This is a genomic window from Methylomonas sp. AM2-LC (assembly GCF_039904985.1).
Classification (GTDB): Bacteria; Pseudomonadota; Gammaproteobacteria; order Methylococcales; family Methylomonadaceae; genus Methylomonas.
Genome location: NZ_CP157005.1, coordinates 3753340 through 3778743, shown reverse-complemented (window position 1 = coordinate 3778743; position 25404 = coordinate 3753340). Strand labels below are relative to the sequence as shown.

18 protein-coding genes are annotated in these 25404 nt (G+C 43.0%); 1 reads left to right on the top strand and 17 read right to left on the bottom strand.

The window, feature by feature from the left end; translation table 11 throughout:
* Positions 1–45: 45 nt before the first annotated feature.
* From ABH008_RS16780 to ABH008_RS16700, 17 genes are all read right to left on the bottom strand, one after another.
* Entirely contained in the window at positions 46–762 is a 717-nt protein-coding gene (locus ABH008_RS16780; RefSeq protein WP_347986760.1) for a YebC/PmpR family DNA-binding transcriptional regulator, read from the bottom strand.
* A 247-nt stretch (positions 763–1009) separates the two neighbouring features.
* Positions 1010–2116 (bottom strand): chemotaxis response regulator protein-glutamate methylesterase, encoded by a 1107-nt coding sequence (locus ABH008_RS16775; RefSeq protein WP_347986759.1) that lies wholly within the window; start codon positions 2114–2116, stop codon positions 1010–1012.
* A 15-nt stretch (positions 2117–2131) separates the two neighbouring features.
* A complete protein-coding gene (locus ABH008_RS16770) occupies positions 2132–2629 on the bottom strand; it encodes a chemotaxis protein CheD (protein WP_347986758.1) in 498 nt (165 codons plus the stop codon).
* Positions 2622–3485: a CheR family methyltransferase gene (locus tag ABH008_RS16765; protein WP_347986757.1), complete on the bottom strand. Its 864-nt coding sequence runs from the start codon at positions 3483–3485 to the stop codon at positions 2622–2624. Before ABH008_RS16765 ends, ABH008_RS16770 begins: the two co-directional genes overlap by 8 nt.
* Positions 3472–4014, bottom strand: a complete 543-nt coding sequence (locus ABH008_RS16760) for a chemotaxis protein CheW (RefSeq protein WP_347986756.1) — start codon at positions 4012–4014, stop codon at positions 3472–3474. Before ABH008_RS16760 ends, ABH008_RS16765 begins: the two co-directional genes overlap by 14 nt.
* A 13-nt stretch (positions 4015–4027) precedes the next feature.
* Positions 4028–7843 carry a methyl-accepting chemotaxis protein gene (locus ABH008_RS16755; protein ID WP_347986755.1) on the bottom strand — a complete coding sequence of 1272 codons (3816 nt, stop codon included), beginning with the start codon at positions 7841–7843 and terminating at the stop codon, positions 4028–4030.
* On the bottom strand, positions 7830–10082 hold the full coding sequence (locus tag ABH008_RS16750) for a chemotaxis protein CheA (protein ID WP_347986754.1): 2253 nt from the start codon (positions 10080–10082) through the stop codon (positions 7830–7832). The genes ABH008_RS16755 and ABH008_RS16750 overlap by 14 nt, the downstream gene beginning before the upstream one ends.
* Positions 10083–10093: 11 nt before the next feature.
* Positions 10094–10381, bottom strand: a complete 288-nt coding sequence (locus tag ABH008_RS16745) for an STAS domain-containing protein (protein ID WP_347986753.1) — start codon at positions 10379–10381, stop codon at positions 10094–10096.
* Between the two features lie 44 nt (positions 10382–10425).
* Positions 10426–10794, bottom strand: coding sequence for a response regulator (locus ABH008_RS16740; protein WP_347986752.1), 369 nt, complete (start codon positions 10792–10794; stop codon positions 10426–10428).
* A gap of 8 nt (positions 10795–10802) precedes the next feature.
* Positions 10803–11879, bottom strand: coding sequence for a methyl-accepting chemotaxis protein (locus ABH008_RS16735; RefSeq protein ID WP_347986751.1), 1077 nt, complete (start codon positions 11877–11879; stop codon positions 10803–10805).
* A gap of 624 nt (positions 11880–12503) precedes the next feature.
* Complete coding sequence (locus tag ABH008_RS16730; protein WP_347986750.1) at positions 12504–17396, bottom strand: methyl-accepting chemotaxis protein; 4893 nt, start codon at positions 17394–17396, stop codon at positions 12504–12506.
* Positions 17397–17812: 416 nt separating this feature from the next.
* The gene (locus tag ABH008_RS16725; protein WP_347986749.1) at positions 17813–18934 is read right to left on the bottom strand and encodes a glycosyltransferase; all 1122 of its coding nucleotides are present in this window, start codon (positions 18932–18934) and stop codon (positions 17813–17815) included.
* A 172-nt stretch (positions 18935–19106) separates the two neighbouring features.
* A complete protein-coding gene (locus ABH008_RS16720) occupies positions 19107–19586 on the bottom strand; it encodes a GNAT family N-acetyltransferase (protein WP_347986748.1) in 480 nt (159 codons plus the stop codon).
* Between the two features lie 13 nt (positions 19587–19599).
* Positions 19600–19971: a hypothetical protein gene (locus ABH008_RS16715; RefSeq protein ID WP_347986747.1), complete on the bottom strand. Its 372-nt coding sequence runs from the start codon at positions 19969–19971 to the stop codon at positions 19600–19602.
* A 94-nt stretch (positions 19972–20065) separates the two neighbouring features.
* Complete coding sequence (locus tag ABH008_RS16710) at positions 20066–20587, bottom strand: tail fiber protein (RefSeq protein ID WP_347986746.1); 522 nt, start codon at positions 20585–20587, stop codon at positions 20066–20068.
* Between the two features lie 120 nt (positions 20588–20707).
* Positions 20708–21718 (bottom strand): DNRLRE domain-containing protein, encoded by a 1011-nt coding sequence (locus ABH008_RS16705; protein ID WP_347986745.1) that lies wholly within the window; start codon positions 21716–21718, stop codon positions 20708–20710.
* 119 nt (positions 21719–21837) lie between these two features.
* Complete coding sequence (locus ABH008_RS16700) at positions 21838–22467, bottom strand: DVUA0089 family protein (protein WP_347986744.1); 630 nt, start codon at positions 22465–22467, stop codon at positions 21838–21840.
* A gap of 436 nt (positions 22468–22903) precedes the next feature.
* Here ABH008_RS16700 and ABH008_RS16695 point away from each other — a divergent pair, with 436 nt between their 5' ends.
* Positions 22904–25324 carry a TonB-dependent receptor gene (locus ABH008_RS16695; RefSeq protein ID WP_347986743.1) on the top strand — a complete coding sequence of 807 codons (2421 nt, stop codon included), beginning with the start codon at positions 22904–22906 and terminating at the stop codon, positions 25322–25324.
* Positions 25325–25404 lie beyond the last annotated feature (80 nt).

Below are 25404 nucleotides of genomic sequence, written 5' to 3'. Positions count from 1 at the left end.
GCTGCTTTTAAATTATAAAGAATACGCGGAATAGCTAGCCATTGTTTAATATTCGGCGTCATGAAAAACGTTCTGCACATCGTCCAGATCGTTAAGCATGTCTAAAAACTTTTCGAACATCACAACATCATCACCACTTATCGGCGTTACGCTACGCGGTACAAACTGAATTTCATCCATTTCGAAATCAAGTTCGCCCAGCGTATCAAGCAGCGCTTGTCTGGCTTTAAAGTAATCGGCCTGGGGAGTAAATACAGTTAATTTACCCTCGTCGTTTTCGATGTCACTAACATCAACGTCAGCAGTTAACAGGGCTTCAAGAACTTTGTCCTCATCATCGTATTTAAAGGCTAAAATGGCTGCATGATCGAACATGTGGCTCACTGCGCCCTGAGTACCAATTTTTGCTTTGGTTTTGGTAAAGCACAAACGCACATCCCCAAAAGTACGATTAGGGTTGTCCGTTAGGCAATCGACAATCACCATGCAGCCACCGGGTCCAAAACCTTCATAACGTGCAGGGGAAAAATCTTCACCACCGCCACCTTTGGCTTTTTCGATTGCTTTTTCAATGACATGAGTAGGCACCTGGGATTTCTTGGCTCTCTCAATCAAACCACGCAGTGCTAAGTTTCCATCGGGGTCTATACCGCCAGCTTTAGCGCATACATATAATTCGCGTCCATATTTACTGTACACCTTAGCCTTAGCATCGGATGTTTTAGCCATAGAAACTTTACGATTTTGATAGGCTCTACCCATTGGGCTATTGCTCCATTAACAGACTTAAAATAGGGCAATTTTACAGAATAAATTTTGGTGAGGGGGATTTTTTGTGTTTTTCAACAGTAGGAACGAAAAATTGTCTTGTTCTAGGCGATTGCCCTAAATGATTATTTTCCGCTATTGATTCTGCGACTGGCTTCAGAACTAACGGCGGAAAATGCTAAGCATGACTTTTTACGTACTCTAAATAATAGGGAGCCAGTACACGACTCACATATTGGCGTTATTTGCTATATCGTTCAATGTGACCGGAAATCGCTTGCAAGGGTACTTCCTGTTGCACGGCACCTAACTTGACAGCCTCTTTTGGCATGCCATAAACCACACAACTTTTTTCATCCTGACCCAGTGTTTGTGCGCCTTCATTTAACATTTCTTTAAGACCGCGAGCTCCGTCATCACCCATACCCGTCATTATGATACCCAGTGCATTTTTTCCTGCCCATTTCGCAACGGAGCGAAACAGTACATCCACCGAGGGCTTATGACGATTGACTAGGGGACCATCTTGCACCTCGACATGATATTGAGCGCCACTGCGTTTGATTGACATATGCTTACCGCCTGGGGCTATCAGCGCACGACCGGGAATAACGCGGTCACCCGATTCAGCTTCTTTCACTTCAATTTCACAAAGGGTGTTCAAGCGCGCGGCAAACGCGGCAGTAAATCTTTCAGGCATGTGTTGAACAATCACAATACCCGCACAAATTCTGGATAACTTGGTTAACACCAACTCTAAGGCCTGAGTTCCACCCGTGGAGGTACCAATGGCAATCAATCTGTCTGTTGTCGAGCTCATCGCCAGACTACTGGTGTGTTGCTGATCTCTCGGTTGCAGCGTTGACTTGAGAGCAGTATTTGCCGGTGTAGCATGTCCGGCTGTCGAAAGCGACATTGTCATGGCTTTCATACGGCGCATATCTGTCTGCGCTGCGGCTTTAATAGCATGAGTAATATCGGCAGAATCGTCTTCTAAAAAGCTTTTCAACCCGGCTTTCGGTTTGGTAACAATGCCAACCGCGCCAGCAGAGAGTGCCTGTAAAGTGGTTTCAGCACCTTTTTCAGTTAAGGTAGAACAAATCACTACCGGTGTGGGGCGCACCGACATTATTTTTTTTAAAAAAGTAATGCCATCCATACGCGGCATTTCCACATCCAGTACGATAACATCCGGCCAATCCTGATTCATTCTCGCCATTGCAAAAATTGGGTCAGAAACTGAACCGATGACTTCAATGGCGTCACTTTTACTCAATAACTGTGTTAACACCTGACGCACCACGGCAGAATCGTCAACGATAAGTACTCTGATTTTTTTTTCTGGCATCTATGAATGCTCCCGTTATTTTTTTATATGTTGCACTGATACTTGTCCACTCCAGACATCGAAAACTATATTGCGGTGGCCAGTACCACCCACGTGTTGAGTTTTTAATTTAAAGCCGTGCTGGTTTAATAAAGCGTATCCAACTCTGATATTGTTGTCGGGGATATTATTGAGCCCGTTTTTAACCTGATTGGGAAACTGATTACCACCACCAAACATTTTGACTTCGTAATCTGCAGGCCAAGTACCTGTATTATGCATTTCTTGTAAAAACATTTTTATGGCATCATCCGCATAACGGCCATCAAGAGCCTTTTGCTTATTATTGTGTTTCATTGGCAGTAGGTAATGACACATACCACCAATCAGTAAACGTGGATGCCAAAGCGTGATGGTTACGCAAGATCCCAACAATGTCCGGATACGTGTTTCTTTATCGCCAAAATAAAACTCACCTGGATGTAAGAATATATCAATACAAAAATCCGGTGTTTGTGGTAAACCATTACTCATCACCCATTTTCCGATAAATGGAGGGTAAAACCATTTTCAAACCATTCTCAAATCCATTCAGAGATTCGGAATGACTGATGATAAAATAACCACCAGGACGCAAAAAGGGTTCAATACGCTTTAACAGTTTTTGTTTGGTTTCTATATCGAAGTAAATCATCACGTTACGAAGAAATATCACATCAAAACTACCTAATTCAGGCAGTTTTTCGATCAAATTAGCATGTAAAAATTTTACCTTGCTGCGTAAATTGTTGTTAATCAAGAAAAAGTCTTCGTATTCGTCATTGCCTTTTAAGCAGTACTTTTTCAAAAATGGTTGTGGAATTTTTTCAGTGGCACTCATTGGATATAAAGCTCGTCGGGCTTTTTCAAGTATACGGGTGGAAATATCGGTGCCTATGATTTCCCATTGGCTGGTTTTGGAATATTCCGCTGCCAGCATGGCTAATGTATACGCTTCTTCGCCACTTGAGCTGGCGGCACTCCAGATTCTTAGGGGACGGCCACTGTTTTGTGAGGGGAAAAACTGTGTTTTGAGGAAATCAAAATGCTTGGGCTCTCTAAAAAAATAGGTTTCGTTGGTGGTCAGCAAATCGATTGCCATCAAGGTTTCCTGTTCGAATCCCGGTTTTCCAAATAACCGAAAATATTCTGTATAACTGGAAAAACCGAGATGCCGTAACCGTTTGTCTAAGCGGCCAGAGACCATAGCTTGTTTGTTGTCGTTTAAGACAATACCCGCGTGTTTATAAAGATAGTCCTTTATCCATATAAACTCATGATTTTGTAATACGGGAGATGTATTTGCAAGCGTTTGCCATTCTGGCTTAACGGTGTCTTTACTCTTGAACATGCTCTACTACTTGACTTAAGGTCGCCATTTCATCTATTGATAGTACCCGGTTGACATCCAGCAAAATAATAAATCGATCATTTTGTTTGGCCATGCCACTGATAAACTCGGGACGAATGCCGACACCAAAACTGGGTGGTGGTTCAATATCTTGATGACTGATGTCTACCACTTCGTTTACGGCATCGACAATAATTCCCAAGTCTTGCGGTGTGTCATCTTCGCTGTCGCTGGAGGTCTCGACAATCACAATGCCTGTGCGTTTGTGAATTTGCGTACTGCCTTTGCTAAAACGCGCAGATAGATCAATAACCGGTACCACACTGCCGCGAAGATTGATGACACCACGTACAAAGCTGGGCATCATCGGTACTTCGGTTAAGTGTCCATAATCGATAATTTCTTTAATATTTAAAATTCCCAACGCATATACCTCACCTCCTAATACGAAAGTGAGGTATTGACCTGTTGTTGCGGTTTCTTGGCCTGCGGGTAATTGTTTAACTGAATTATTACTAATTGCTGCCATGATGTTTTGCTCCCTAAAACTGTTCGAATTTGCTTAAATCAAACTCACCCGCGCCATTACTGCGGTTGACGGGTGAATTTGTTTTTGTTCTTTCGATTTTTTTGGAGCGATTGATAGAAGCAGGTGCAAATGATATAGCTTTACCACCCGTAATTTTAAAGAAGCTCATCAAGTTTTGCAGTTGTTCGGTCTGACTGGTCATTTCTTCAGCAGTAGCGGCCAATTCTTCACTAGCGGAAGCATTTTGCTGGGTAATTTGACTCATTTGATTCATGGCCGTGTTAATTTGGCTAACACCCGATGATTGCTCATGCGAGGCTGCAGCAATTTCCTGTACCAAGTCGGACGTTTTGGCGATGCTAGGCACGATTTCATCCAGTAACCTGCCAGCACTTTCTGCTGTTTTGACGCTGGTTTCGGCTAGCTTACCGATTTCTGCCGCTGCAACCTGGCTGCGTTCTGCCAATTTGCGTACTTCCGCTGCCACTACCGCAAAACCTTTTCCATGATCGCCCGCCCGAGCAGCCTCTATGGCGGCATTTAAGGCCAACATATTGGTTTGATAGGCGATGTCGTCAATAATGCCGATTTTATTGGCAATCTCTTTCATGGCGTCTACGGTTTGTTTTACTGCAACCCCTCCATCGGTGGCTTCGTTCGAAGCTTTGCTGGCCATGCCGTCCGTTACTTTAGCATTTTCAGCATTTTGGTTAATACTGGCAGCCATTTCTTCGATACTGGCCGAGGTTTGTTCAACGCTGGCCGCTTGTTCGCTAGAGGCTTGCGATAAAGATTGTGAGGTGGCGCTGATCTGTTCAGAAGCATTGCCTAATTGATCCGCGGAGCTGATGACTTCTGATATAGTTTGCGATAGTTTGGCGATGGTATTGTTGACCGTGTCTTTAAAATCGCCCAGTTGACCTTTGTAATCGCCGCTGACAGCACAGGTTAAATCGCCTTGTTCAACCAGGGTTAACACTTCAACCGCTTCATTGACGGGCAGAATAACGCCGTCGAGCGTTTGATTAACGCCGGTTACCAATTGGTTCCAGCCGCCTACAAACAGTGATGCATCAGCACGCGTATCGAGTTGTCCTTCGGCAGCAGCCTTGATGATAATATCGGTTTGTGCCAACAAATCGTTCATCATTTTCACGGCTGCATTCAGGTTGCCTTTGATAATGTTGTATTGACCTTTGTATTCGGTCGTGATGGTTGGAGGTACGATACCTTTAGCAATTTGATCGACATAGTCACCGGTAACATTCAGCGGGTTGACGATATTGGTAATAGTGTCGTTCACGCCGGATACCAATTGGTTCCAGCCGCCTACAAACAGCGAGGCGTCTGCACGTTTATCCAGTTCGCCCTCGGCTGCCGCTTTGATGATGATATCGGTTTGTGCCAGTAAATCGTTCATCATTTTTACAGCGGCATTCAAGTTGCCTTTAATAATATTGTACTGACCTTTGTATTCGGTTGTGATGGTCGGAGGTACGATACCTTTGGAAATTTGATCGACATAGTCAGCGGTAACATTCAGCGGATTGACAATATTGGTAATGGTGTCGTTAACACCGGATACCAATTGGTTCCAGCCACCCACAAACAGCGAGGCGTCAGCGCGTTTATCCAGTTCGCCGTCGGCTGCTGCTTTAATAATGATGTCAGTTTGCGCCAGTAAATCGTTCATCATTTTTACGGCGGCATTCAGGTTGCCTTTGATAATGTTGTACTGACCTTTGTATTCTGTCGTAATTGTCGGTGGCACAATGCCTTTGGCAATTTGATCGACATAGTCAGCGGTAACATTTAGCGGATTGACGATATTGGTAATAGTGTCGTTCACGCCGGATACTAGTTTGTTCCAACCGCCCACAAACAGAGTGGCATCGGCACGTTTATCCAGTTCTCCATCGGCAGCTGCTTTGATGATGATGTCGGTTTGTGCTAGCAAATCGTTCATCATTTTTACGGCGGCATTCAGATTGCCTTTGATAATGTTGTACTGGCCTTTGTATTCGGTCGTGATAGTGGGAGGTACGATGCCTTTGGCAATTTGATCGACATAGTCAGCGGTAACATTCAGTGGATTGACAATATTGGTAATAGTGTCGTTAACGCCGGAGACCAATTGGTTCCAGCCGCCCACAAACAGCGAGGCGTCTGCGCGTTTATCCAGTTCGCCATCGGCTGCTGCTTTAATAATGATGTCAGTTTGCGCCAGTAAATCGTTCATCATTTTTACGGCGGCATTTAGGTTGCCTTTGATAATGTTGTACTGACCTTTGTATTCGGTCGTAATTGTTGGTGGCACAATGCCTTTAGCAATTTGATCAACATAGTCAGCGGTAACATTAAGCGGATTGACAATATTGGTAATGGTGTCGTTAACGCCGGATACCAGCTTGTTCCAGCCACCCATAAACAACGTAGCGTCGGCGCGTTTATCTAGATCTCCATCTGCAGCGGCCTTGATGATGATGTCGGTTTGCGCAAGCAGGTCGTTCATCATTTTTACTACATTGTTAAGATTATTTTTGATAATATCAAAATCGCCATTATAGTTATCTGTAATGGTAGGCGGAATGACGCCTTTGGCAATATTATCGACATAATCGGCAGCCACATTGAGCGGGCCAATTACGGCATCCAGGGTATTATTGACGCCTTGTACAATTTTACGGTAATCGCCTTGATACTGGCTGACATCGGCACGGGTGGACAGGCGTCCTTCAATGGCAGCTTTTTCCAGATTGGTTGCTTCGGTAACCATATTGCTGATAGCATCAATACAATTGTTCAGATTATTTTTGATGGTATTGAAATCGCCGTTGTAAGTGTCGGTAATTTTGGCTGGAATTAAACCTTTAGAGATATTATCCACATAATCAGCTGTCACATTCAGAGGCTCGATCACCGCATCCAGCATTTTGTTAATGTCTTGGGTTAATTTGAGAAAATTACCGCTAAATTGAGCGGTGTCCATGCGCTCGTTTAATTTTCCTTCTATGATGTTTTGCGCGATTCTGTCTATTTGTGCAATGGTTTTGTTTTCATTAGTCACATCTAACCATTCAATAGCATAGCCAGTGATTTTTTCTTTAGCATCTTTCAATGGAAACAGCGTTAGTTCGAAAAAGAGTTCAAGTACTTGTATGCGCGCTTTATGGGGCATAACGGTACTTGTATCTGTAAAAAGGCGTTTTTGCATTTCAGGGTTTTTATGGAACTCGTCAATATTTCTGCCAACCAATTTTTCAGCATCGAAATCAGGAAATAGTTGTTTTAATTCCTTGGTGTAGCCCTTTAATAACGCTAATGCTGCGGGATTAACCGAGGTGATGAATCGATTTACATCACAAGTCAAGATTGGTAAAGTAGTCGTTTGTACGATGGTAGCTGATCGAGAGGATTCGATTTCCATTTTTTGATAGTCGGTCGCCCACCAGAACTCTAGCATTGCCCCGCTAAGGCCTTTGTTGTCATCGACAAACGGTGTTAATGTAAAGTGAACCTGTTCAGCCTCCATTTTCAACATTCGCGCCCAGCTTTTTTTTCGGGGTAGGTCGTCAATGGCCTGCTGTGGAATTAAATTAAAGGCACTGAGATTAACGCCAGCAATATTGGCTATATTAAATGCCGGTGCTGTGGCTTGGAAAGTTTGTTTATGCTCGGTGTAGAGCTTAATAGCGGTTTTGCTGGCATGACTGGCATTCAGATGCTCATCGAAAAAGATAATACCGTTGCTGGAGTTATCCAGAAATGATTGAAATTTGTTTGCTGCAGAAGCCGCATCTTTAATGTTAAATAAGTTAAGTAGACTCATAGGATAATGCTCCAGAGATAAAGTTTGAATTGTTAGGTAGTTTTGGATTTACATTTTTCAGTAAAGCCTGATTTTGTCGGGTGGCTAATTCTATTAATGTAGTCACATCGAGTATCAATGCGACTTTGCCCGTACCGAGTATGGTTGAACCTGCTACCCCTTTAATATGGATAAACAGTTTACTTAAGGGTTTAATGACGGTCTGAAATTCGCCTAATAACTCATCAACAATAAATCCGGTTTTATTGCCAGCGTATTCAACCACTACCACGTTTTCACGGCTAGGAGTTTCGCCACTAATTTCGAATAATGAGCGTAAGCGTATCAGAGGTAATACTTCGCCACGTAAATCAATGTAATCGTGGTTATTGGTATCGCTGGGTAAGGCCAGACATTCTGAAATTCTGTCTAATGGAATGACAAAGGTGGATTGACCCACACCAATCATAAAGCCGTCAATAATGGCTAATGTTAAAGGTAAATATATGCGCATGGTAGCGCCGACACCCAACTGGCTATCCACTTCAATACTGCCGCGTAAAGCAGTTACATTGCGCTTGACCACATCCATGCCAACACCGCGTCCAGATATATTGGAAAGTTGTTGCGCGGTGGAGAAGCCGGGTTCGAAAATCAGTGCATAAATATCTGGATCACTTAATTGAGCATTGGCATCGATCAGACCTCGTTCGATAGCCTTTTCCAAAATCCGTTGCCGATTAAGACCGCCGCCATCATCACTCACTTCAATAACGATGCTGCCCGAGGCATGATAAGCATTTAGCCGTAAAACACCTCGTGCCGGTTTGCCACGTTCAATACGCACTCCAGCGGCTTCGATGCCATGATCCATTGAGTTGCGCACTAAATGCATGAGCGGATCGCTGATTTTTTCGACAATTGATTTGTCAACTTCGGTGTCGCCACCACTGATAACCAGTTCTATCTCTTTGCCCAGTTCTTTACTGACATCACGCACTACACGTTGAAAACGACTGAAAGTAGTACCTATGGGTACCATGCGTAATTGCAGGGCGCTATCACGTACTTCTTCAATCAGCCGCATTAAATCGCTGGTTTGTTCTTTAAGGGTATCGTCGCTGGAGATTAATGAGCGTAAATTGACACCGGCTCCAGAAATAACCAGCTCTCCTACCAAATCGATAAGTTTATCGAGACGCTCTGCATCTACGCGGATACTTTGGTTTTCCGAGTTTTTCTTGTCCTTGTTTTGTTTTTGCTTTTCTAATGCAGCATTGACGATGGGCTGCTGTACGGCCTGTTGATCAACCAGAATTTCACCGATACGCGGAGTAATCTGGTGTTCACTAGCATCGTTGCTTTGTTGTTCGGATTTTTGGCGAGTTAAGGCTTCTTCCAGTTCATGTCGGGTTACCGCACCACTGTTTACCAGTAATTCACCTAAATAGCGATCATCTTCTGGAAGATCTCTAATCAGGGCGATGAAATCATCAATGCCGCTTTCCATGGGTAGAATGCGAATAGTGCTGCTGTCCCTGACAAATTCGAATACGTTTTCAATATCAGCCTTAACCGCTCCACTTTTTAACTCGATTTCAAAGCCGAGATAACAGGTTTCAGGATCCATGTGTTCTTCAGCGGGAATGCCATTGCAAACAGTGGTGAGATGAACAATATCGCCTAAGGTGCTGAGATAGCGAATAAATGACAGGGGATCCATGCCTTCTCGTAAGGTATCAGGACCAAAACGTAAGGATAGATGCCAGTTGCCACTGTCAACTGCGCCACCACCACCCATGGCTTCCACTTTTTCTTGACGGTCGTTGCTTGTAACAACAGAATGATGTTGTTCGCCGCTAAGAAAAGGTTGTAATTCGTCCAGCAACAATTGTCCCGCCGCTGTATTGGCGGGATCTTCAGCCACTTGGCCATCAACAACGCCACCAATGAGCAAGGCGATATGATCACAACAAGGCAGCAGGGCAGCAATGAGTTCGGATGAGATAGCGATTTTACCATCGCGTAATAAATCGAGAACACTTTCCACCACATGCGTAAAGGCAACAATGTGATTAAGTCCAAACAACCCCGAAGAGCCTTTAATCGTGTGTGCGGCTCGAAAGATAGCATTGATTTGTTCAGAAGGATCTTCATCTGCTTCAACATTCAGCAAACCTTCTTCCATATTTTGTAACAACTCCATGCTTTCAATCGTGAAAGTCACAAGTGCTTCGCGCATTTCCTCATCAAAACTCATATCGGCAACTCCTAGTCATTGGCAAGTACTACCTGATCACCAAATGAAGTGGTGAGGTTGGCCAGTTCAAATATTTCAAGTACTGCTTTGCTGTGCATTACAAAACTTATTTTTTTACTGGCCAGTGCAGCTTCGCGCTTTAGTAGAATCAATAGTTGTAAGCCAGCAGTGTCAATTTCTGACACATTGGCAAGGTTTACCTCAAGCTCATCGTCTGTTTGTAAAAAAGCCAGTAAATGTTTTTTTTGCTCGGTAGCCGTGAATATGGTTAATTCATCATTGATGGCAAGGCTTTGCATGGGGGGACTCCTGGTGAACAAAAAACGTTCAGTTTTAGCAATAGTTACGGCAGAATAAGCTTGGACACAGCTGCCAGCATTTGCGCGGGCTGAAAGGGTTTAACAACCCAGGCTTTAGCGCCAGCCGCTTGGCCTTCCTGTTTTTTGCCTTCTTGCGATTCGGTCGTTAACATAATAATGGGCGTAAATTTGTAGGCGGCCAATTGTTTGACCTCTTTTACAAAAGTAATACCGTCCATGTTGGGCATATTGACGTCAGAAATAATCAGATGAACTTTTTGTCCAGTCAGTTTACTCAGTGCATCTTTACCATCGACGCCTTCAATGACATCGTAACCTGCACCCGTCAGAGCAATTTTGACTACCTGCCTTACAGAGGCCGAATCGTCTACAATTAATATAGTTTTTGCCATGGTTTTTCCTAAAAAAATGTAATTTCAGTCGGTGTTTGTTGAGATGGAATGGATTCGTTCGTCTGATGCTCTTCTACCATAGTGTAAGAACCTTTAAGCGAAGCTAATAATTCATTGGTGCCGATGGGTTTCAGAGAGGTAACACCGTTAGCATGACTCAGAGTCATGTACTCTGGAACCTTATTGATGCTGTCTTTTACATGTATCAGAATTTGTCCAATACGATCCTGAAATTGAAAATGCACCAGTGATTGATCGATATCACCTTTGATATTATGTGTGACTTCGCTTAGTTTTTGCGACGAGGTTTTCATGTTATCAAACACAGTATGTAAATCATTTAACACCGCTTCTATGTCTGAATTGGCGTTGGTAATAATGTCAGATTGAGTCTGAGCCGTTTTTTCAGCGACTTGTAAGGTATGGTTGATAGCGCTACTCACCAGCTCTACTTTTTCGCCAATTAATTTACCTGTAGTTCCTGACAGGGTGGAAAGTTTTCTGACTTCATCGGCAACCACTGCAAAACCACGTCCAGCCTCGCCAGCACGCGCTGCTTCAATGGCGGCATTAAGGGCAATCAGATTGGTTTGAGCCGCCGTGTTCGCGACTTCTTTTGCCATTTCTTTCAGTTCTCGTACAAAGCCGGCAAGTGATCTAATTTGTTCCAGCATGGTCATGTTTTCGTTAAATGCAACATCCAGGCTAGACACGATTTTACCTAAGCGCTTATTACTGGTATCAAAAATACCATGATCACCCTGAAGTAAGTCGGCACGAGAGTTATCCAGTGCGGAATTCAAGTTTTGCGTAATGCTGGCAAATTCTGCAGACAGCTCGCTGATAGATTGCTCCATCTGTAGTCTGGATAATTCAATATGATTAGCCCAAATAGGCAGTAGCTTATGGCAAAGATTGTCTATATCAGCAATATAGTCCTCTATGTCATTAATCGATATTGTTGGCGTTTTAATCGCTTGTTGTGCAGCCAGTTTTGCCAGTAAAGGTTTTTTGCCTATCCAGGCACCTACAAACCCAGCAGCCAACATACCGAACAGTATTGCTATATATTCAAAAATGTCCATTTGCGCTTATTAATTTTAGTTAACAAAAATGTGTACCTGAAAGCTGTCTTAACTTGTTTTAAACGTAGTGATCAGGTTGGTGACCATTGCCACAGCAAAACAAATTGGATCAGAATTTCATTCCACTTAATGTTGATTAAAGATAGCAGTTTTTTAACAAAAACCACTGATTAATTGCGTTATTTACGATAGCTATCACAAAAATAGGTATTTGTGCGTTTGTTCTTTGAATGCGATCACAATCGCAATTAAAAAAACTATTGGTGAGTATTGGTATTAATTTAAATATGCTTAAGCTCCCATAGATTTCAGCGAATTTAAATAGCGATGTTAATCTTGCTACAGGGCTTTCCGGCAAAGGACGTCGAGAATACGTCTGTGTAGGTTCTGCCATGGTATTAGTCACACATATGTGCTTTATGTAGAGAATGCAGAAGCAATTCTCCGTCCATGCCAGCCTTCGCTGGAAAGTCCCGAAACAAAATCCAAGTTGGTCATCACTTCAAGTTTATCTGTTACTGCTGTCTGTTAACAGTGGAATGGTGTTTCTGAAGCTTTTCGGTAATAAGGTATTGTTTGTAAATAATTCTTATCTTAAATAAGTGCTATTCATTGGTCTCCTTTTTAAAATTTTTGGAATTTGCTTAAGTCAAATTCAAACTCGTCATCGCTTCGTTCCTGATTGTGTTGCAGGGTGGGTCTGACTTTTACCGTTTTTGTAGAAGAGCTATCGAGTTTGTCACTCACTATTACATTGCTGCCAGTAATTTTAAAGAAGCTCATCAGACTTTGCAGTTGTTCGGTCTGACTGGTCATCTCTTCGGCGGTAGCGGCCAATTGTTCACTGGCGGAAGCATTTTGCTGGGTAATTTGACTCATTTGATTCATGGCCGTGTTAATTTGGCTAACGCCTGATGATTGCTCATGCGAGGCTGCTGCAATTTCCTGTACCAAGTCTGATGTTTTGGCTATGCTAGGTACGATTTCGTCCAGTAATCTGCCCGCACTTTCTGCCGTTTTGACGCTGGTTTCTGCCAATGTACCGATTTCTGCCGCCGCTACTTGACTGCGTTCTGCCAGTTTACGTACTTCTGAAGCCACTACCGCAAAACCTTTGCCGTGATCGCCAGCCCGAGCAGCCTCTATGGCGGCATTTAAGGCCAGCATATTGGTTTGATAAGCGATATCGTCAATAATGCCAATTTTATTGGCAATTTCTTTCATGGCATCTACGGTTTGTTTTACGGCAACCCCTCCCTCGGTGGCTTCGTGTGATGCTTTGCTGGCCATGCCATCGGTTACCTTGGCATTTTCAGCATTTTGGTTAATACTGGCAGCCATTTCTTCGATACTGGCCGAGGTTTGTTCAACGCTAGCCGCTTGTTCGCTAGAGGCTTGCGATAAAGATTGTGAGGTGGCACTGATCTGTTCAGAAGCATTGCCTAATTGATCAGCGGAACTGATGACTTCTGAAATAGTTTGCGACAATTTGGCGATGGTATTGTTAACAGTGTCTTTAAAGTCGCCCAGTTGCCCCTTGTAATTTCCACGTATTATGCGTGTTAGATCGCCTTGTTCAACCAGCGTTAACACTTCAACGGCTTCGTTAACTGGTAAAATAACACCGTCCAACGTATCATTAAAACCTTGCACAATTTTTCGAAAATCACCTTGGTGTTGGCTGGCATCAGCACGTGTTTGCAGCTGGCCTTCGACAGCGGCGATTGATAGCATATTGGCATCAGCCACCAAGTTATTGATAGCGCCTATACAAGTATTGAGATTGTTTTTGATGGTATTGAAATCTCCGTTGTAAGTGTCGATAATTTGGGCTGGTATTGATCCTTTGGAAATATTGTCCACATAATCAGCCGCGACATTCAATGGCCTAATCACGGCATCCAGTGTGTTGTTCACACCTTGAACAATCTTGCGATAGTCGCCCTGGTGTTGAGTGTCATCAGCACGGGTAGATAGTTTGCCTTCTACCGCTGCCTGTGACAGCATCACCGTATCGGCAACCAGTGCATTTACCGCATCAATACAGGTATTGAGATTGGTTTTAATGACGTTGAAATCGCCGTTGTAAGAGTCAGTGATCTTGGTCGGAATGGCCCCTTTTGCAATATTATCGACATAATTGGCAGCCACATTGAGAGGGCCAATTACGGCATCCAGGGTATTATTGACACCTTGTACAATTTTACGGTAATCGCCTTGATACTGGCTGGCATCGGCACGGGTGGCCAAATGGCCTTCAACAGCGGCTTTTTCCAGGCTGGCTGCTTCGGTGACCATATTGCTGATAGCATCAATACAATTGTTCAAGTTGTTTTTGATGGTATTGAAGTCGCCGTTGTAAGTGTCGGTAATTTTGGCTGGAATAGATCCTTTGGAAATATTGTCTACATAATCAGCCGCGACATTCAATGGCCCAATCACAGCATCCAGTGTACTGTTTACACCTTGCACAATCTTGCGATAGTCACCCTGGTGTTGAGTGTCATCGGCACGGGTAGACAGTTTGCCTTCCACCGCTGCCTGCGACAGCATTACCGCATCGGCAATCAGTGCATTTACCGCATCAATACAGGTATTGAGATTGGTTTTAATGACGTTGAAATCGCCATTGTAATTATCGGTAATTTTAGCTGGAATAGCGCCTTTGGCGATATTATCGACATATTCGGCAGCCACATTGAGCGGACCAATCACAGCATCTAGCGTATTGTTTACACCCTGTACAATTTTACGGTAATCGCCTTGATACTGGCTGGCATCGGCACGGGTGGCCAAATGGCCTTCAATAGCGGCTTTTTCCAGGTTGGCTGCTTCGGTGACCATATTACTGATAGCATCAATACAATTGTTCAAATTGTTTTTGATGGTATTGAAATCGCCGTTGTAAGTGTCGGTAATTATGGCTGGAATCAAACCTTTAGAGATATTATCCACATAATCAGCCGCCACGTTCAATGGCCCAATCACCGCATCCAGCGTGTTGTTCACACCTTGTACGATCTTGCGATAGTCGCCCTGGTGTTTAGTATCGTTAGCACGGGTAGACAGCTTGCCTTCCACAGCGGCTTGCGAGAGCATTACCGCATCCGCAACCAGTGCATTTACCGCATCAATACAGGTATTGAGATTGGTTTTAATGACGTTGAAATCACCATTGTAGTTATCGGTGATTTTAGCTGGAATAGCCCCTTTGGCAATATTATCGACATAATCGGCAGCGACATTGAGCGGACCAATCACGGCATCCAGGGTGTTATTGACACCTTGTACAATTTTACGGTAATCGCCTTGATACTGGCTGGCATCGGCACGGGTGGCCAAATGGCCTTCAATAGCGGCTTTTTCCAGGTTGGCTGCTTCGGTGACCATATTATTGATAGCATCAATACAATTGTTCAGATTGTTTTTGATGGTATTGAAATCGCCGTTGTAAGTGTCGGTAATTTTGGTTGGAATAGATCCTTTGGAAATATTGTCCACATAATCAGCTGCGACATTCAATGGCCCAATCACAGCATCCAGTGTGTTGTTTACACCTTGTACGATCTTGCGATAGTCGCCCTGGTGTTTAGTATCGTCAGCACGGGTAGACAGTTTGCCTTCCACAGCGGCTTGCGAGAGCATCACCGCATCTGCAACCAGCGCGTTCACTGCATCAATACAGGTATTGATATTGGTTTTAATAACGTTGAAATCGCCATTGTAATTATCGGTAATTTTAGCTGGAATAGCGCCTTTGGAAATATTTTCTACATAAGTTGCTGCGACATTGAGCGGACCAATTACTGCATCAAGGGTATTATTGATACCTTGTACAATTTTACGGTAATCGCCTTGATGTTTGTCAGCATCCGCCCTAGAAGACAGTTTACCGTTAGTTGCATCCAGCACTAACATTCGGGTATCAGAAATCAAAGAGCGGACACTGGATATTGCCAAATTCAGGCCTTCTTTAAGTTGATTCATTTCCTGGCCGTAATCTTGTCCATCGTTGCTTGGCATTTCACCACGACCCAGTTTATTAAGCGCTTCGCTCATTGCCGTTACGGGTCGTAAAATTCCACGTATTATCCAACTGGTTAACAGTAAATTAACTGCCAATAAGCTAAGTATTCCGAGTAGGTTGATTAATCTGGAGTTTTGGGTATTAGCAATCCGGCTATTAACTAAGTCATTTACTAAATCGTTAATATCTGCCGATACTTTGTAAATATAGTCTGTTTTATCGAGTGTGGTTTCTACAAAATCATGCCCGGAGAATTCCAGTTTGGCTGGTTTTATGATTTGATCTGTGGTTAATTGGCTGATTGAAGCAATATCCTGGCTAATTTTCTGTACTTCATTACGAAGGGAATCGGATACCTGTACTTTACGGATATTTTCTTCCAACAGGGCTTGTGCCCCCGGTAAATCGCCCAGTATTTTTTGTAAATCCTGTATATCTTGGGGTGACACGGTTTTTTGTTCCAAAGCGCGTCCGCCAATGCTGGCTAACAAACTTAGTCGTTCTGCAATATCACTCAGTTGATAATTTGCGATGATAATCAAGTAATAGCTATCCAGTACTGGATCGAGTGCTAAATTTGAAACATCGCCAATAGTCCGATTGAAAGCGAAAATTTTATCCGTCAAGGCGGCATGTTTGACCAAATTGTTGGTTGCTGATTGGTTTTCTAATGAGGTGGTAATATTTTCCCAGTCACTGCGAATAGGTTTTAGGGCGTTAGTCATACCCATTTCTGGCATATTGCTGTCTATTGTGTCCAGCGCTTTGAGTTGTAAATTAACTTCAGTCTGTTTGGCTTCGAGATTGATGGCACTTTTGCTGTCGCCGGCTAAAACTAAAACTGCAAGGTTACGATGTTGTTGAACCAGTTGCAGTAGCTTGATAGTTTCGCGGATATAAGTAATACCTTGAGTTTCTTTGGCAGAGAAATCCAGTTCATCATTAATACGTTTTGTTAATATACAGGTAGGTATTGCACACATCATGACTGCCAGCACTACCAAAATCATAAACTTTTGTCGTAGCTTTAATTGGCTAATGAACAGAGCAAATTTTCCAGGTATAAATGGATTTTTAATCCGTTTTGCATTGATGTCGTTGTAGAGTTTATTTGCTTCATCTACCTGAGCCCGACTTGGTTTTACCCGTAATGATCTATATCCGATAATCTGATTGTTTTCGAAAAGGGGTAATACGGTTGCGTCCACCCAATAAAAGTCGCCGTTTTTTGCCCGGTTTTTAACCCGTGCATTCCAGGTCTTTCCCGTTTTTACCGTGCGCCATAACCATTCGAAAGCTTCCGGTGGCATATCAGGATGACGCACCATATTGTGATTTTGACCGAGCATTTCTGCTTCAGTATAACCACTAATTTGGCAGAAAGCAGGGCTGACACTGGTTATAACACCCTGAGTGTCGGTGATTGAGACGATAATATCATCTGCGGAAAAATGTACTTCGTTTTGAGTTATTGGCTGGTTGTTTTTCATGAATTGCAGGCGCTCTAAAAAATATTAAATTACTGTCTGGAAGCAATAAATAAACTGTACCAGGCTGTACATCAGTGCTTCGGACAACGAAAACTATTAATGGGTAGGGTCGTAAATTTTTAGTTAATTCGCATTAAATTAGATGCGGTGTTTATCGCTTTTGATAGTAGCGACACATCTGAAATTAAGGCTATTTTGCTGAGTGCTAATTACCATATATTAAGTAATGTTATTATGGCGTAAACTAATCACTTAATTTCCCTCTTTTGTAAGAAAGAGAGAAATCGTTGTAAGAAATATAGCAGTTATTTTTAGAAAAAAAGCACTCGTTTTATTATTTATGAGGGGTATCACAAAACTATTATAGAAAACTTATGATCAGTTGGGTATTTGTTGACAAATCAGCCTGTTTTCAGTTACGGAGGTAGCAAATTTGCCAAATCCGCTTGCCCCAGTTTGGATATTGCTAAACAGGCATTATCACGAATGCGTTGGCGCGAGGCAGTGGGAATTTTTGCTTGTTGTAAAATGCTTAGGCAACAGTCAAAGCACTCTTGAAAATTACCAACCCAATACGCAACAATAGAAAGTTCATCAAGTAGTCCGTAATCAAAAATCCAGTTTTCCAAAAATAAACCGTCCTTAGGCGCGGATTGAGTGATAGCCTGTTTTGCCAATATATAGGCCTGTTGGTATTTTTCGTGTAGCCGACAATAGCGAATAGCACCATGCAATGCTTCTAAGCGTGCGGGTAATAGTTCGTGTGCCGCAAGATAGGATTGAATGACTTCCTGACTGGCATAGTCAAGTACTTCTTTTAGACGTGCTGCACTTAGCAGGCTGAAGTAGACTTCTTCAATCCAGCCGCCCAGTTCTGCTCGGCGCAAATAGGCATCCATCGCTTGCTGATGAGCGCCACAATCACGATAACTTTGTGCTAAGTAAAAAGTATAACGGCTGATCATGAAAGCATCTTTTTCTTCGCGTAATACTTGTTCTAATAACGCAGCGTCATCTGCAAATTTATTAGGATTGTGATTGCGGGTACTGTCTTGAATAGGGTGGTTGAAAAAGCCTTGTGCAGTTCCGCGAGTAGGGATTTTGCGGATGTCAAGAAATTCATGCAACACACCTTTGTAACTCAACGCTAAGCGATTACTGAACAGTTGCGGGCGCAGATAGGCTATATTTCCATAGCGGGTTTGCACATCGTACAGATCCAATTGCAGTTGTTGTTTGAATTGTTCAGCATTGAAATCAGCTTCGAAAACCAGCACTTCGTCGGCATCTATCATGAGACCATAGTCAATCTCTGGATGTTCTCTGAGTTTTTGCAGCGCAAAATTTCGATTATAAGCAAAATTCTGCCAAGGCTCTTCTATTACGCAGCCGGGCAGTTGTTGAGTATGCAGAAAGTCACGAATAATTTGCGGGGTAGCGTCACTCGAACCCGTATCAACAATTAATACATAATCCAGTAGGGGCATGGCGCTTTGCAGGCAGCGGCAGATAATGCTTGCCTCGTTTTTCACTATCATACATAAACCAATGCTTGCCATATGCTTAACTCGTTGCTAGTGGGTTTGGCGATTGTCGGTCGCTGCTAAAAAACATACGCATTTCAGTAATGATTACTGCGCAGATATACGTATAGCATTATAAGCAAATGCTAAGTGTTTTGTGAGAAGTAGGGTGAATTGAGTTTAAAAATTAGTTGGTTGTGTGGGGTAGCCATTGCATGAGCAGATAGATACCTTTATCCTCAATCATCGAAAAGCCAAGTCGTAGATATAAGCTTTTTGCACGATTATGGTTTTCTACATGTAATCTGACAGGCTTGTGCTGTTGCGTACCTTTAACCAATAAGGTATTCAGTAAATAGCTGCCAATACCTTGATTACAATAGTCGGGTAATAGGGAAATATCCAATAGCAGCAGGTGGTCTGTGTTACTGTGTAGATACCAGCGTCCAATTGGTTTATCCTCATTCAAAATCAGCATAAATTCTGTTTCTGGATAGTGTTGCCGATAGTGGTCGCGCTGTAAATCAAATTGTTGATTAAGAAACGCCTCTTTTAGCGCTTCACTCCAGGGAGTTAATACCATTTCCTTGCTGCGAGTGGAAGCATACAACTGACGCAGAAAGTATTCGTCAGTTGTAGATTCTACACGCAGTGATATAGGGTTCACCAATTAGTGGAGTTTAAAATTTTGTCGGTGGAATATAGTTTTCAGTAACCCATTTTTGGTCATTATCAGATTGTATCCAGATGGAATGCGCACCTTTTCGCAGATGTACTTTAACCAAGCCATTGAGTTCGGCTGTAATATTTTCGACGCTACAATCATCGCCAAAGTTGGCTATTTCAGTCCAAGTTTTACCTTGGTCGGTGGACAACAAAAGTTTGCCGTTATCTGTCCCCCGATACTCTTTAACCCCTACTTTCAAACTTGAATAGCTGTGATCAAAAGCCAAGGCCAACGGCGATATCGCAAATGAAGCAACTGCCGTAAGCCCAGAAACTTTAAGAAAATGCCGCCTGTTAACCGGGCGAGGGTATCGTAATGTGGACATCTCTAAAACCTTTTCATGCAAACGCTTAAAGCGCTATGACCAGTTATGCCTGTCAGACAGAGCTTTTCAAGCATAACTGAGTATTTTGATCTTGTTAAGCACGTGAAGGAAAAATACCGGTATACGCAATAATGAAAGTAATTCCTAGATGAGGGTTGCGAATAGGTATCGGTGTATTACCTCCAGCGTTGGTAATAGTTGTGGGTGCCAGAGTTTCGTTAGGTGCGCTGCCTGTTGCATAAATGGAAGATCCTGAACCATTTGCCAGAATGGCATTGAGGGGATTATCCGTGGTGCCAGCACTACTGCTAGCTGTTAATTGATGGTTATGGCTAGGCATTTGGTTAGCAAGCAATGTTACCGATTCCTGACCGCTCGATTCTCCCCATATGACAGGTGAGAGACCGGGGCCAGATCCTTGTCCAATTGGAAAGCGTCCGCGTAAATCCGGTAAGGCAAAGTTACTTACTCCGTTACCGCCGTATGTTGTGCCAATAATAGCAAACAAAGCGGTGTATTGGGAGATGGGCAAAATTGTACCATCGCACAGGAACCATCCAACGGGGGCAAAGTTACCCGAAAAGATTCTGATTTCGCCTAGAAATGGGTCTGCCATGATGAATACCTCTATCGTAATATTAGTTTATGTTGCCTGTTTTAAGTGCTTTGAGGTGCCAATCTAAGGTGCTTGGTGCTTCCATTAGACTGATACTTCTATTGGATTGCTATTGTTTTATTAATTTCCTATGCAAATAAAATTAACCGCAGCGTTATCTACCAGACTTAATTCTATGGTCAACTGAGTATTGCTAACACTATTAATATCAGCTGTTAAGTGTCCAGGAAAAACAGGTGTAACTGTGCAAACGGGAGTAACACCTGGACTAAATCTATGTGAAAAGGTTACTGTCTGTACGTTGGTACCTACGAAGTTAACCGTGTCAGCAACGATGAATGTAGTAGCGGGTTGTAGTGCACCAGCTACATTAAAAACGGCGGGTGCACCAGCCGGACCAGTAACGCCTGGAGCGCCGTTGCTGCCATTAGTACCATTAGTTCCATTTGTGCCGGCAGGGCCAGTGGGACCAGTGGGACCAGTGGGTCCGGTAGGGCCAGTTGCTCCGGTCGGCCCTGTTGGACCTACTCCTCCCGTTGCACCTTTTGCACCCGTAGGGCCATTGCCTATCAAGCTGATGTCAATAAAGGCAGGGTGACTGGTAAGAGAGTTTTCCTTGCTGTCGATCAAGATGGAGGTGCTAGGTGCAGTTGGGTCTGGTTGTACTTGTAAACCAAAATTGCTGGCTGGATTGGTAAGCCAAGCTTTTAGTTGTGCAGTAACGTCTACCAGAATATAGTTTGCAGTTTGGGTAACAGGCACCGCATTCGCCAAAGGTGCGCCTACTGAAGGCGGTGAATTAAAAGTAACGGTTTGTTCAGTCCAGGCACTGGTCACTGGACTTATTTCCAAAGCGCCCGGTGTGGTGACCGTGTTTACCCACACATATAAAGTTGCTTTGCTGATGTTAGTTGCGGTGGTACCGGTAGGTATGCCTGTCAAATCGAATTGCAAAAGTCCATCTGCGCTGGAATTAACTTTAAGGTTAACAGAGTTTCCGTAGTTACTGGTTGGAAAGCCAGAAGCAATATAGGTATCTGCAGTTAGTAACGCATCCACAGCCTGGGCTGCAAGGGGTGTAAATCCGACCAGAAAAATGGCCGCACTCAGTGGCTTAAGTTTTACGATCATAGTGGCTCCTAAAACTAACAGGGTTTAAAAGAAAAAAGGCGTAAAATTTTTGCCCTGACCCGTTAAGGCTTAGGTGCCACCAGCGTTACGCGACACTGGAAAACAAAACAGTCGATTTATTACCGATTTTTTCTACGCGTAAAGATACCTACTAAGCCGATACCAGTCATTAGCAGATATAATGTCTCGGGTTCGGGGACACTGCCTGTTGTTATAACAGGATTAGGGCTGCTGATATCCACTGCCCAGACACTAGTGCGTTGCGAACCATCCGGCGCAATGAATGCCCCAGGGATACCCGGTGTATTACTAAACTGTGGAACTGTGAAATTGCCCTGTCCAGACTCTGTAAACTGTGTAGGGTCTAAAGCACCATTGGGTAAATCGCCCAACGCCTGATTATTGTATTCGGTTAATGCCAGAATATAGGAACCGGCTACCGTTAAATCTTGAGTGAAACTAATGTCACCATTTGTGGAATAACTCGCTACATTTATTCCAGCCGCATCCCATAAGGTTAATATAGGTAGAAATCCGCCCGCAGCAATGGTGGTTCCGGCTGCGTTAACACCACCCGCATAAGAGAGGGTATTGAAAGTAACATCGGTAGGTGCTGAGATAGAAAAAGTAAAAAACTGCACATTGTCGTCCTGTGCAAAGTTTCCTGTAAAACTGGTGCTGTTCGCTAATGCAGCTTGAGTGGAAAATAGTAATAAACTAACGAGTCCAGCTAGATAACGGGTTTTCATGAATAGTTCCCCAAGAGGCATTTTTTTGAATACTATCACAAAAATTGTGTTTAGGATAATTATTTTTTATTACAGTTTAAATATTGTATATCAATAACTTAATTAGTATTTTCTAATATTTATACAATTTTTAACGAGTAATAATGACAACACGACATTGGACGATTTTTTTGCAAAGCATGCTCTATAGCTAGATGGTTAAGTGTGTACTCAAGGCTCTCAAAAACTAACTTAATAGCTATGCTGATAAAGCCAGCTTGACTGAGATATAAGGTGAGAAGCTTCTTTAAATACAGCGAAATTTATGCGGAATATAAAGTGTTTTTAGGATTTTTATCTGAAACGTAACGGTCATGCAGAAAAAATCAGGAAAAATTCCTAAACAAAAATACATAGAATGACATGAGCGTAATTTTAAATAATTTAGGTCCTTCTTATGTCTCTTCCTCCTTACCGTAAACGGCTGTTGTTGGCAGTTTTACCTTTTTCTCTAATCGCAGTGCCAGGCTATGCAGAAACGGATGCCAAAGTATCTACCTCTAAACGGCTCTCAATTTTTGATGGTTTTTTTTCTGCTTCTGATCAAGCAGAGACAACACCGACAGCAGAATCCAGCAAGCTAAATACCGACAATACACCTACTCAGGTACATACGCAGCCTATCGATGCCTTTGAGCTACCCGAAGTTGAAGTGGTTAGCACAACCCCATTGGGAGCTACAGGTCTGGGTTTGAAGAAAATTTCCGGTAATGTGCAATCTGCTGAGGATGAGGAAATCAATCGGCACGAAGCCATTGCAATATCAGACTTTATGAATCGTCGTTTGGCAAGTGTCAATATTAACGATACTCAAAACAACCCTTATCAGCCAGATGTTACCTACAGGGGGTTTACAGCATCGCCTTTGCTTGGCACACCAATAGGACTTTCAGTATACCAAGATGGCGTGCGGGTAAATGAAGCCTTTGGAGATACCGTTAATTGGGATTTAATTCCTCAAGTGGCAATAGCCAATATGGAAGTTATCCCCGGATCCAATCCCTTATTTGGTTTGAACACCTTGGGTGGAGCATTATCATTAAAAACAAAAAGTGGTTTCAGTCATCCCGGTTTTAAAGCGCAAGCCAATGGCGGTGCCTATGGTCGACAAGCTTATCAGGCAGAAATAGGCGGTTTTCACGATAAATTCGATTGGTATTTTGCCGGTAATATTTTTGAAGATGCTGGTTGGCGTCCATTTTCACCCACCAGTGTTAACCAAGGATTTGGTAAAGTGGGTTGGGAAGACGATAAAACCGACCTGGATTTATCTTTTACCTATGCGGGTAATAATATGCAAGGTGTTGGCCCTACACCAGTGGAAATGTTGCAGCAGAATTGGTCATCAATTTACACAGCGCCAGATGTTACTAAAAATACGATGTATTTTGTTAATCTGAAAGGCAATCATCGCTTTACGGATGCATTGCAATTGAGTGGCAATGTCTACAATCGCAATAATGACAGTTACAGCTTGAACAGTAATACCAATGATAGTTGTGATAATTGGAATACATTGACTTCTTGTCCAAACTCAAACGATGCCACTCAGTCCAATCCCACAGTTCCAGGCTCTTTTGTTGCCACTCGTACCAGGCAGAATGGAACCGGCATTAACTTACAATTGACCTCAGATTATAAAGTTGGGCAGCACGAAAATCAGTTTGTTGTTGGGGGAGGGTACAACTATGGTAGGACAAAATTCTATGAAGCGAGTCAGCTTGCAGTATTTACACCGTCATTGTATGAGTTAGGTGTTACGCCTTTTTCACCTCAAGCGATGTTGATAGGAGAAAACGCTTATTCAAATGTGTTTGCAACGAATACGTTTTCGGTTTACGACTGGTTACATGTTAATGCGGCTTTGAACTGGATCCAGGCGCAAATTAAAAATACCGATCAACTTAATCAACCCAGTGATCAAGCCTATCTGGGCAGTAATTCACACTATCAGCGCATCAATCCTTCTGCGGGTGTTACTTTTAATCCTTTTGACGCGTTATCATTGGATAATCCAATGAAAGAATTTACAACGTATTTCAATTATAACGAAGGTTTTCGTGCCCCTACTGCCATTGAAATGGGCTGTTCAAATCCAAATGTTGCCTGCAATCTACCCAACAGCATGGCTTCTGATCCGCCTACGCTAAAGGCGGTGGTTTCACATACCCTGGAAGCTGGTATGCGTGGGAAATTTAGTGCAGCATTGAAATGGAATTTTGCCATTTATCAGACTATCAATACCAATGATATTTTGTTCCAGAGTGTTTCAAATAGTGGACAGGGTTATTTTGCCAATGTGGATAAAACTAGACGGCAAGGTTTAGAACTTGGTTTGAGCGGATTGCTGCTTGACAGTTTAAATTGGTATGTCAGCTATGGTTTTGTGGATGCCACTTATCAATCAGCCACGTTATTAAATAATGCATATTCTCAGAGCAATGGTGCAGAAACCGTTGTTGCGGGTAATAAAATTCCTGGCATTCCTCAGAATACCCTAAAATTTGGTGCGGAATATGAGTTTTTCAAAAACTTTTTCCTGGGTAGCGATATGCAATATACATCCAGCCAATACGCCCGCGGGGATGATATGAATATTTACCCGCAAATACCAGACTATACTGTGCTTAACTTGAATAGCCGTTATGTACTGACCAAAAATATTGAATTGTTTGCAATGGGTCGAAACGTGCTTGATAATCACTACGCTTCTTTTGGGCAAATGGGAAGTAATGTCTATCTGGGGCAGCCAACACAGTTTCAGGGGCCAGGGTCGGTTGCCACCGGTTATGCAGGGGTGCGTATCCAATGGAACTAATTCATCGCGCCTGCATTTCTTAAAAATAATAGCTTAGCGTTTAGTCTTTTAGATAGTCGTTCCAGGCAGCTATAGGTGAA

Coding starts and splice junctions, on each gene's coding strand:
- ABH008_RS16780 (WP_347986760.1), bottom strand. CDS start 762: ATGGGTAGAGCCTATCAAAATCGTAAAGTTTCTATGGCTAAAACATCC.
- ABH008_RS16775 (WP_347986759.1), bottom strand. CDS start 2,116: ATGCCAGAAAAAAAAATCAGAGTACTTATCGTTGACGATTCTGCCGTG.
- ABH008_RS16770 (WP_347986758.1), bottom strand. CDS start 2,629: ATGAGTAATGGTTTACCACAAACACCGGATTTTTGTATTGATATATTC.
- ABH008_RS16765 (WP_347986757.1), bottom strand. CDS start 3,485: ATGTTCAAGAGTAAAGACACCGTTAAGCCAGAATGGCAAACGCTTGCA.
- ABH008_RS16760 (WP_347986756.1), bottom strand. CDS start 4,014: ATGGCAGCAATTAGTAATAATTCAGTTAAACAATTACCCGCAGGCCAA.
- ABH008_RS16755 (WP_347986755.1), bottom strand. CDS start 7,843: ATGAGTCTACTTAACTTATTTAACATTAAAGATGCGGCTTCTGCAGCA.
- ABH008_RS16750 (WP_347986754.1), bottom strand. CDS start 10,082: ATGAGTTTTGATGAGGAAATGCGCGAAGCACTTGTGACTTTCACGATT.
- ABH008_RS16745 (WP_347986753.1), bottom strand. CDS start 10,381: ATGCAAAGCCTTGCCATCAATGATGAATTAACCATATTCACGGCTACC.
- ABH008_RS16740 (WP_347986752.1), bottom strand. CDS start 10,794: ATGGCAAAAACTATATTAATTGTAGACGATTCGGCCTCTGTAAGGCAG.
- ABH008_RS16735 (WP_347986751.1), bottom strand. CDS start 11,879: ATGGACATTTTTGAATATATAGCAATACTGTTCGGTATGTTGGCTGCT.
- ABH008_RS16730 (WP_347986750.1), bottom strand. CDS start 17,396: ATGAAAAACAACCAGCCAATAACTCAAAACGAAGTACATTTTTCCGCA.
- ABH008_RS16725 (WP_347986749.1), bottom strand. CDS start 18,934: ATGATAGTGAAAAACGAGGCAAGCATTATCTGCCGCTGCCTGCAAAGC.
- ABH008_RS16715 (WP_347986747.1), bottom strand. CDS start 19,971: ATGTCCACATTACGATACCCTCGCCCGGTTAACAGGCGGCATTTTCTT.
- ABH008_RS16710 (WP_347986746.1), bottom strand. CDS start 20,587: ATGGCAGACCCATTTCTAGGCGAAATCAGAATCTTTTCGGGTAACTTT.
- ABH008_RS16705 (WP_347986745.1), bottom strand. CDS start 21,718: ATGATCGTAAAACTTAAGCCACTGAGTGCGGCCATTTTTCTGGTCGGA.
- ABH008_RS16700 (WP_347986744.1), bottom strand. CDS start 22,467: ATGAAAACCCGTTATCTAGCTGGACTCGTTAGTTTATTACTATTTTCC.
- ABH008_RS16695 (WP_347986743.1), top strand. CDS start 22,904: ATGTCTCTTCCTCCTTACCGTAAACGGCTGTTGTTGGCAGTTTTACCT.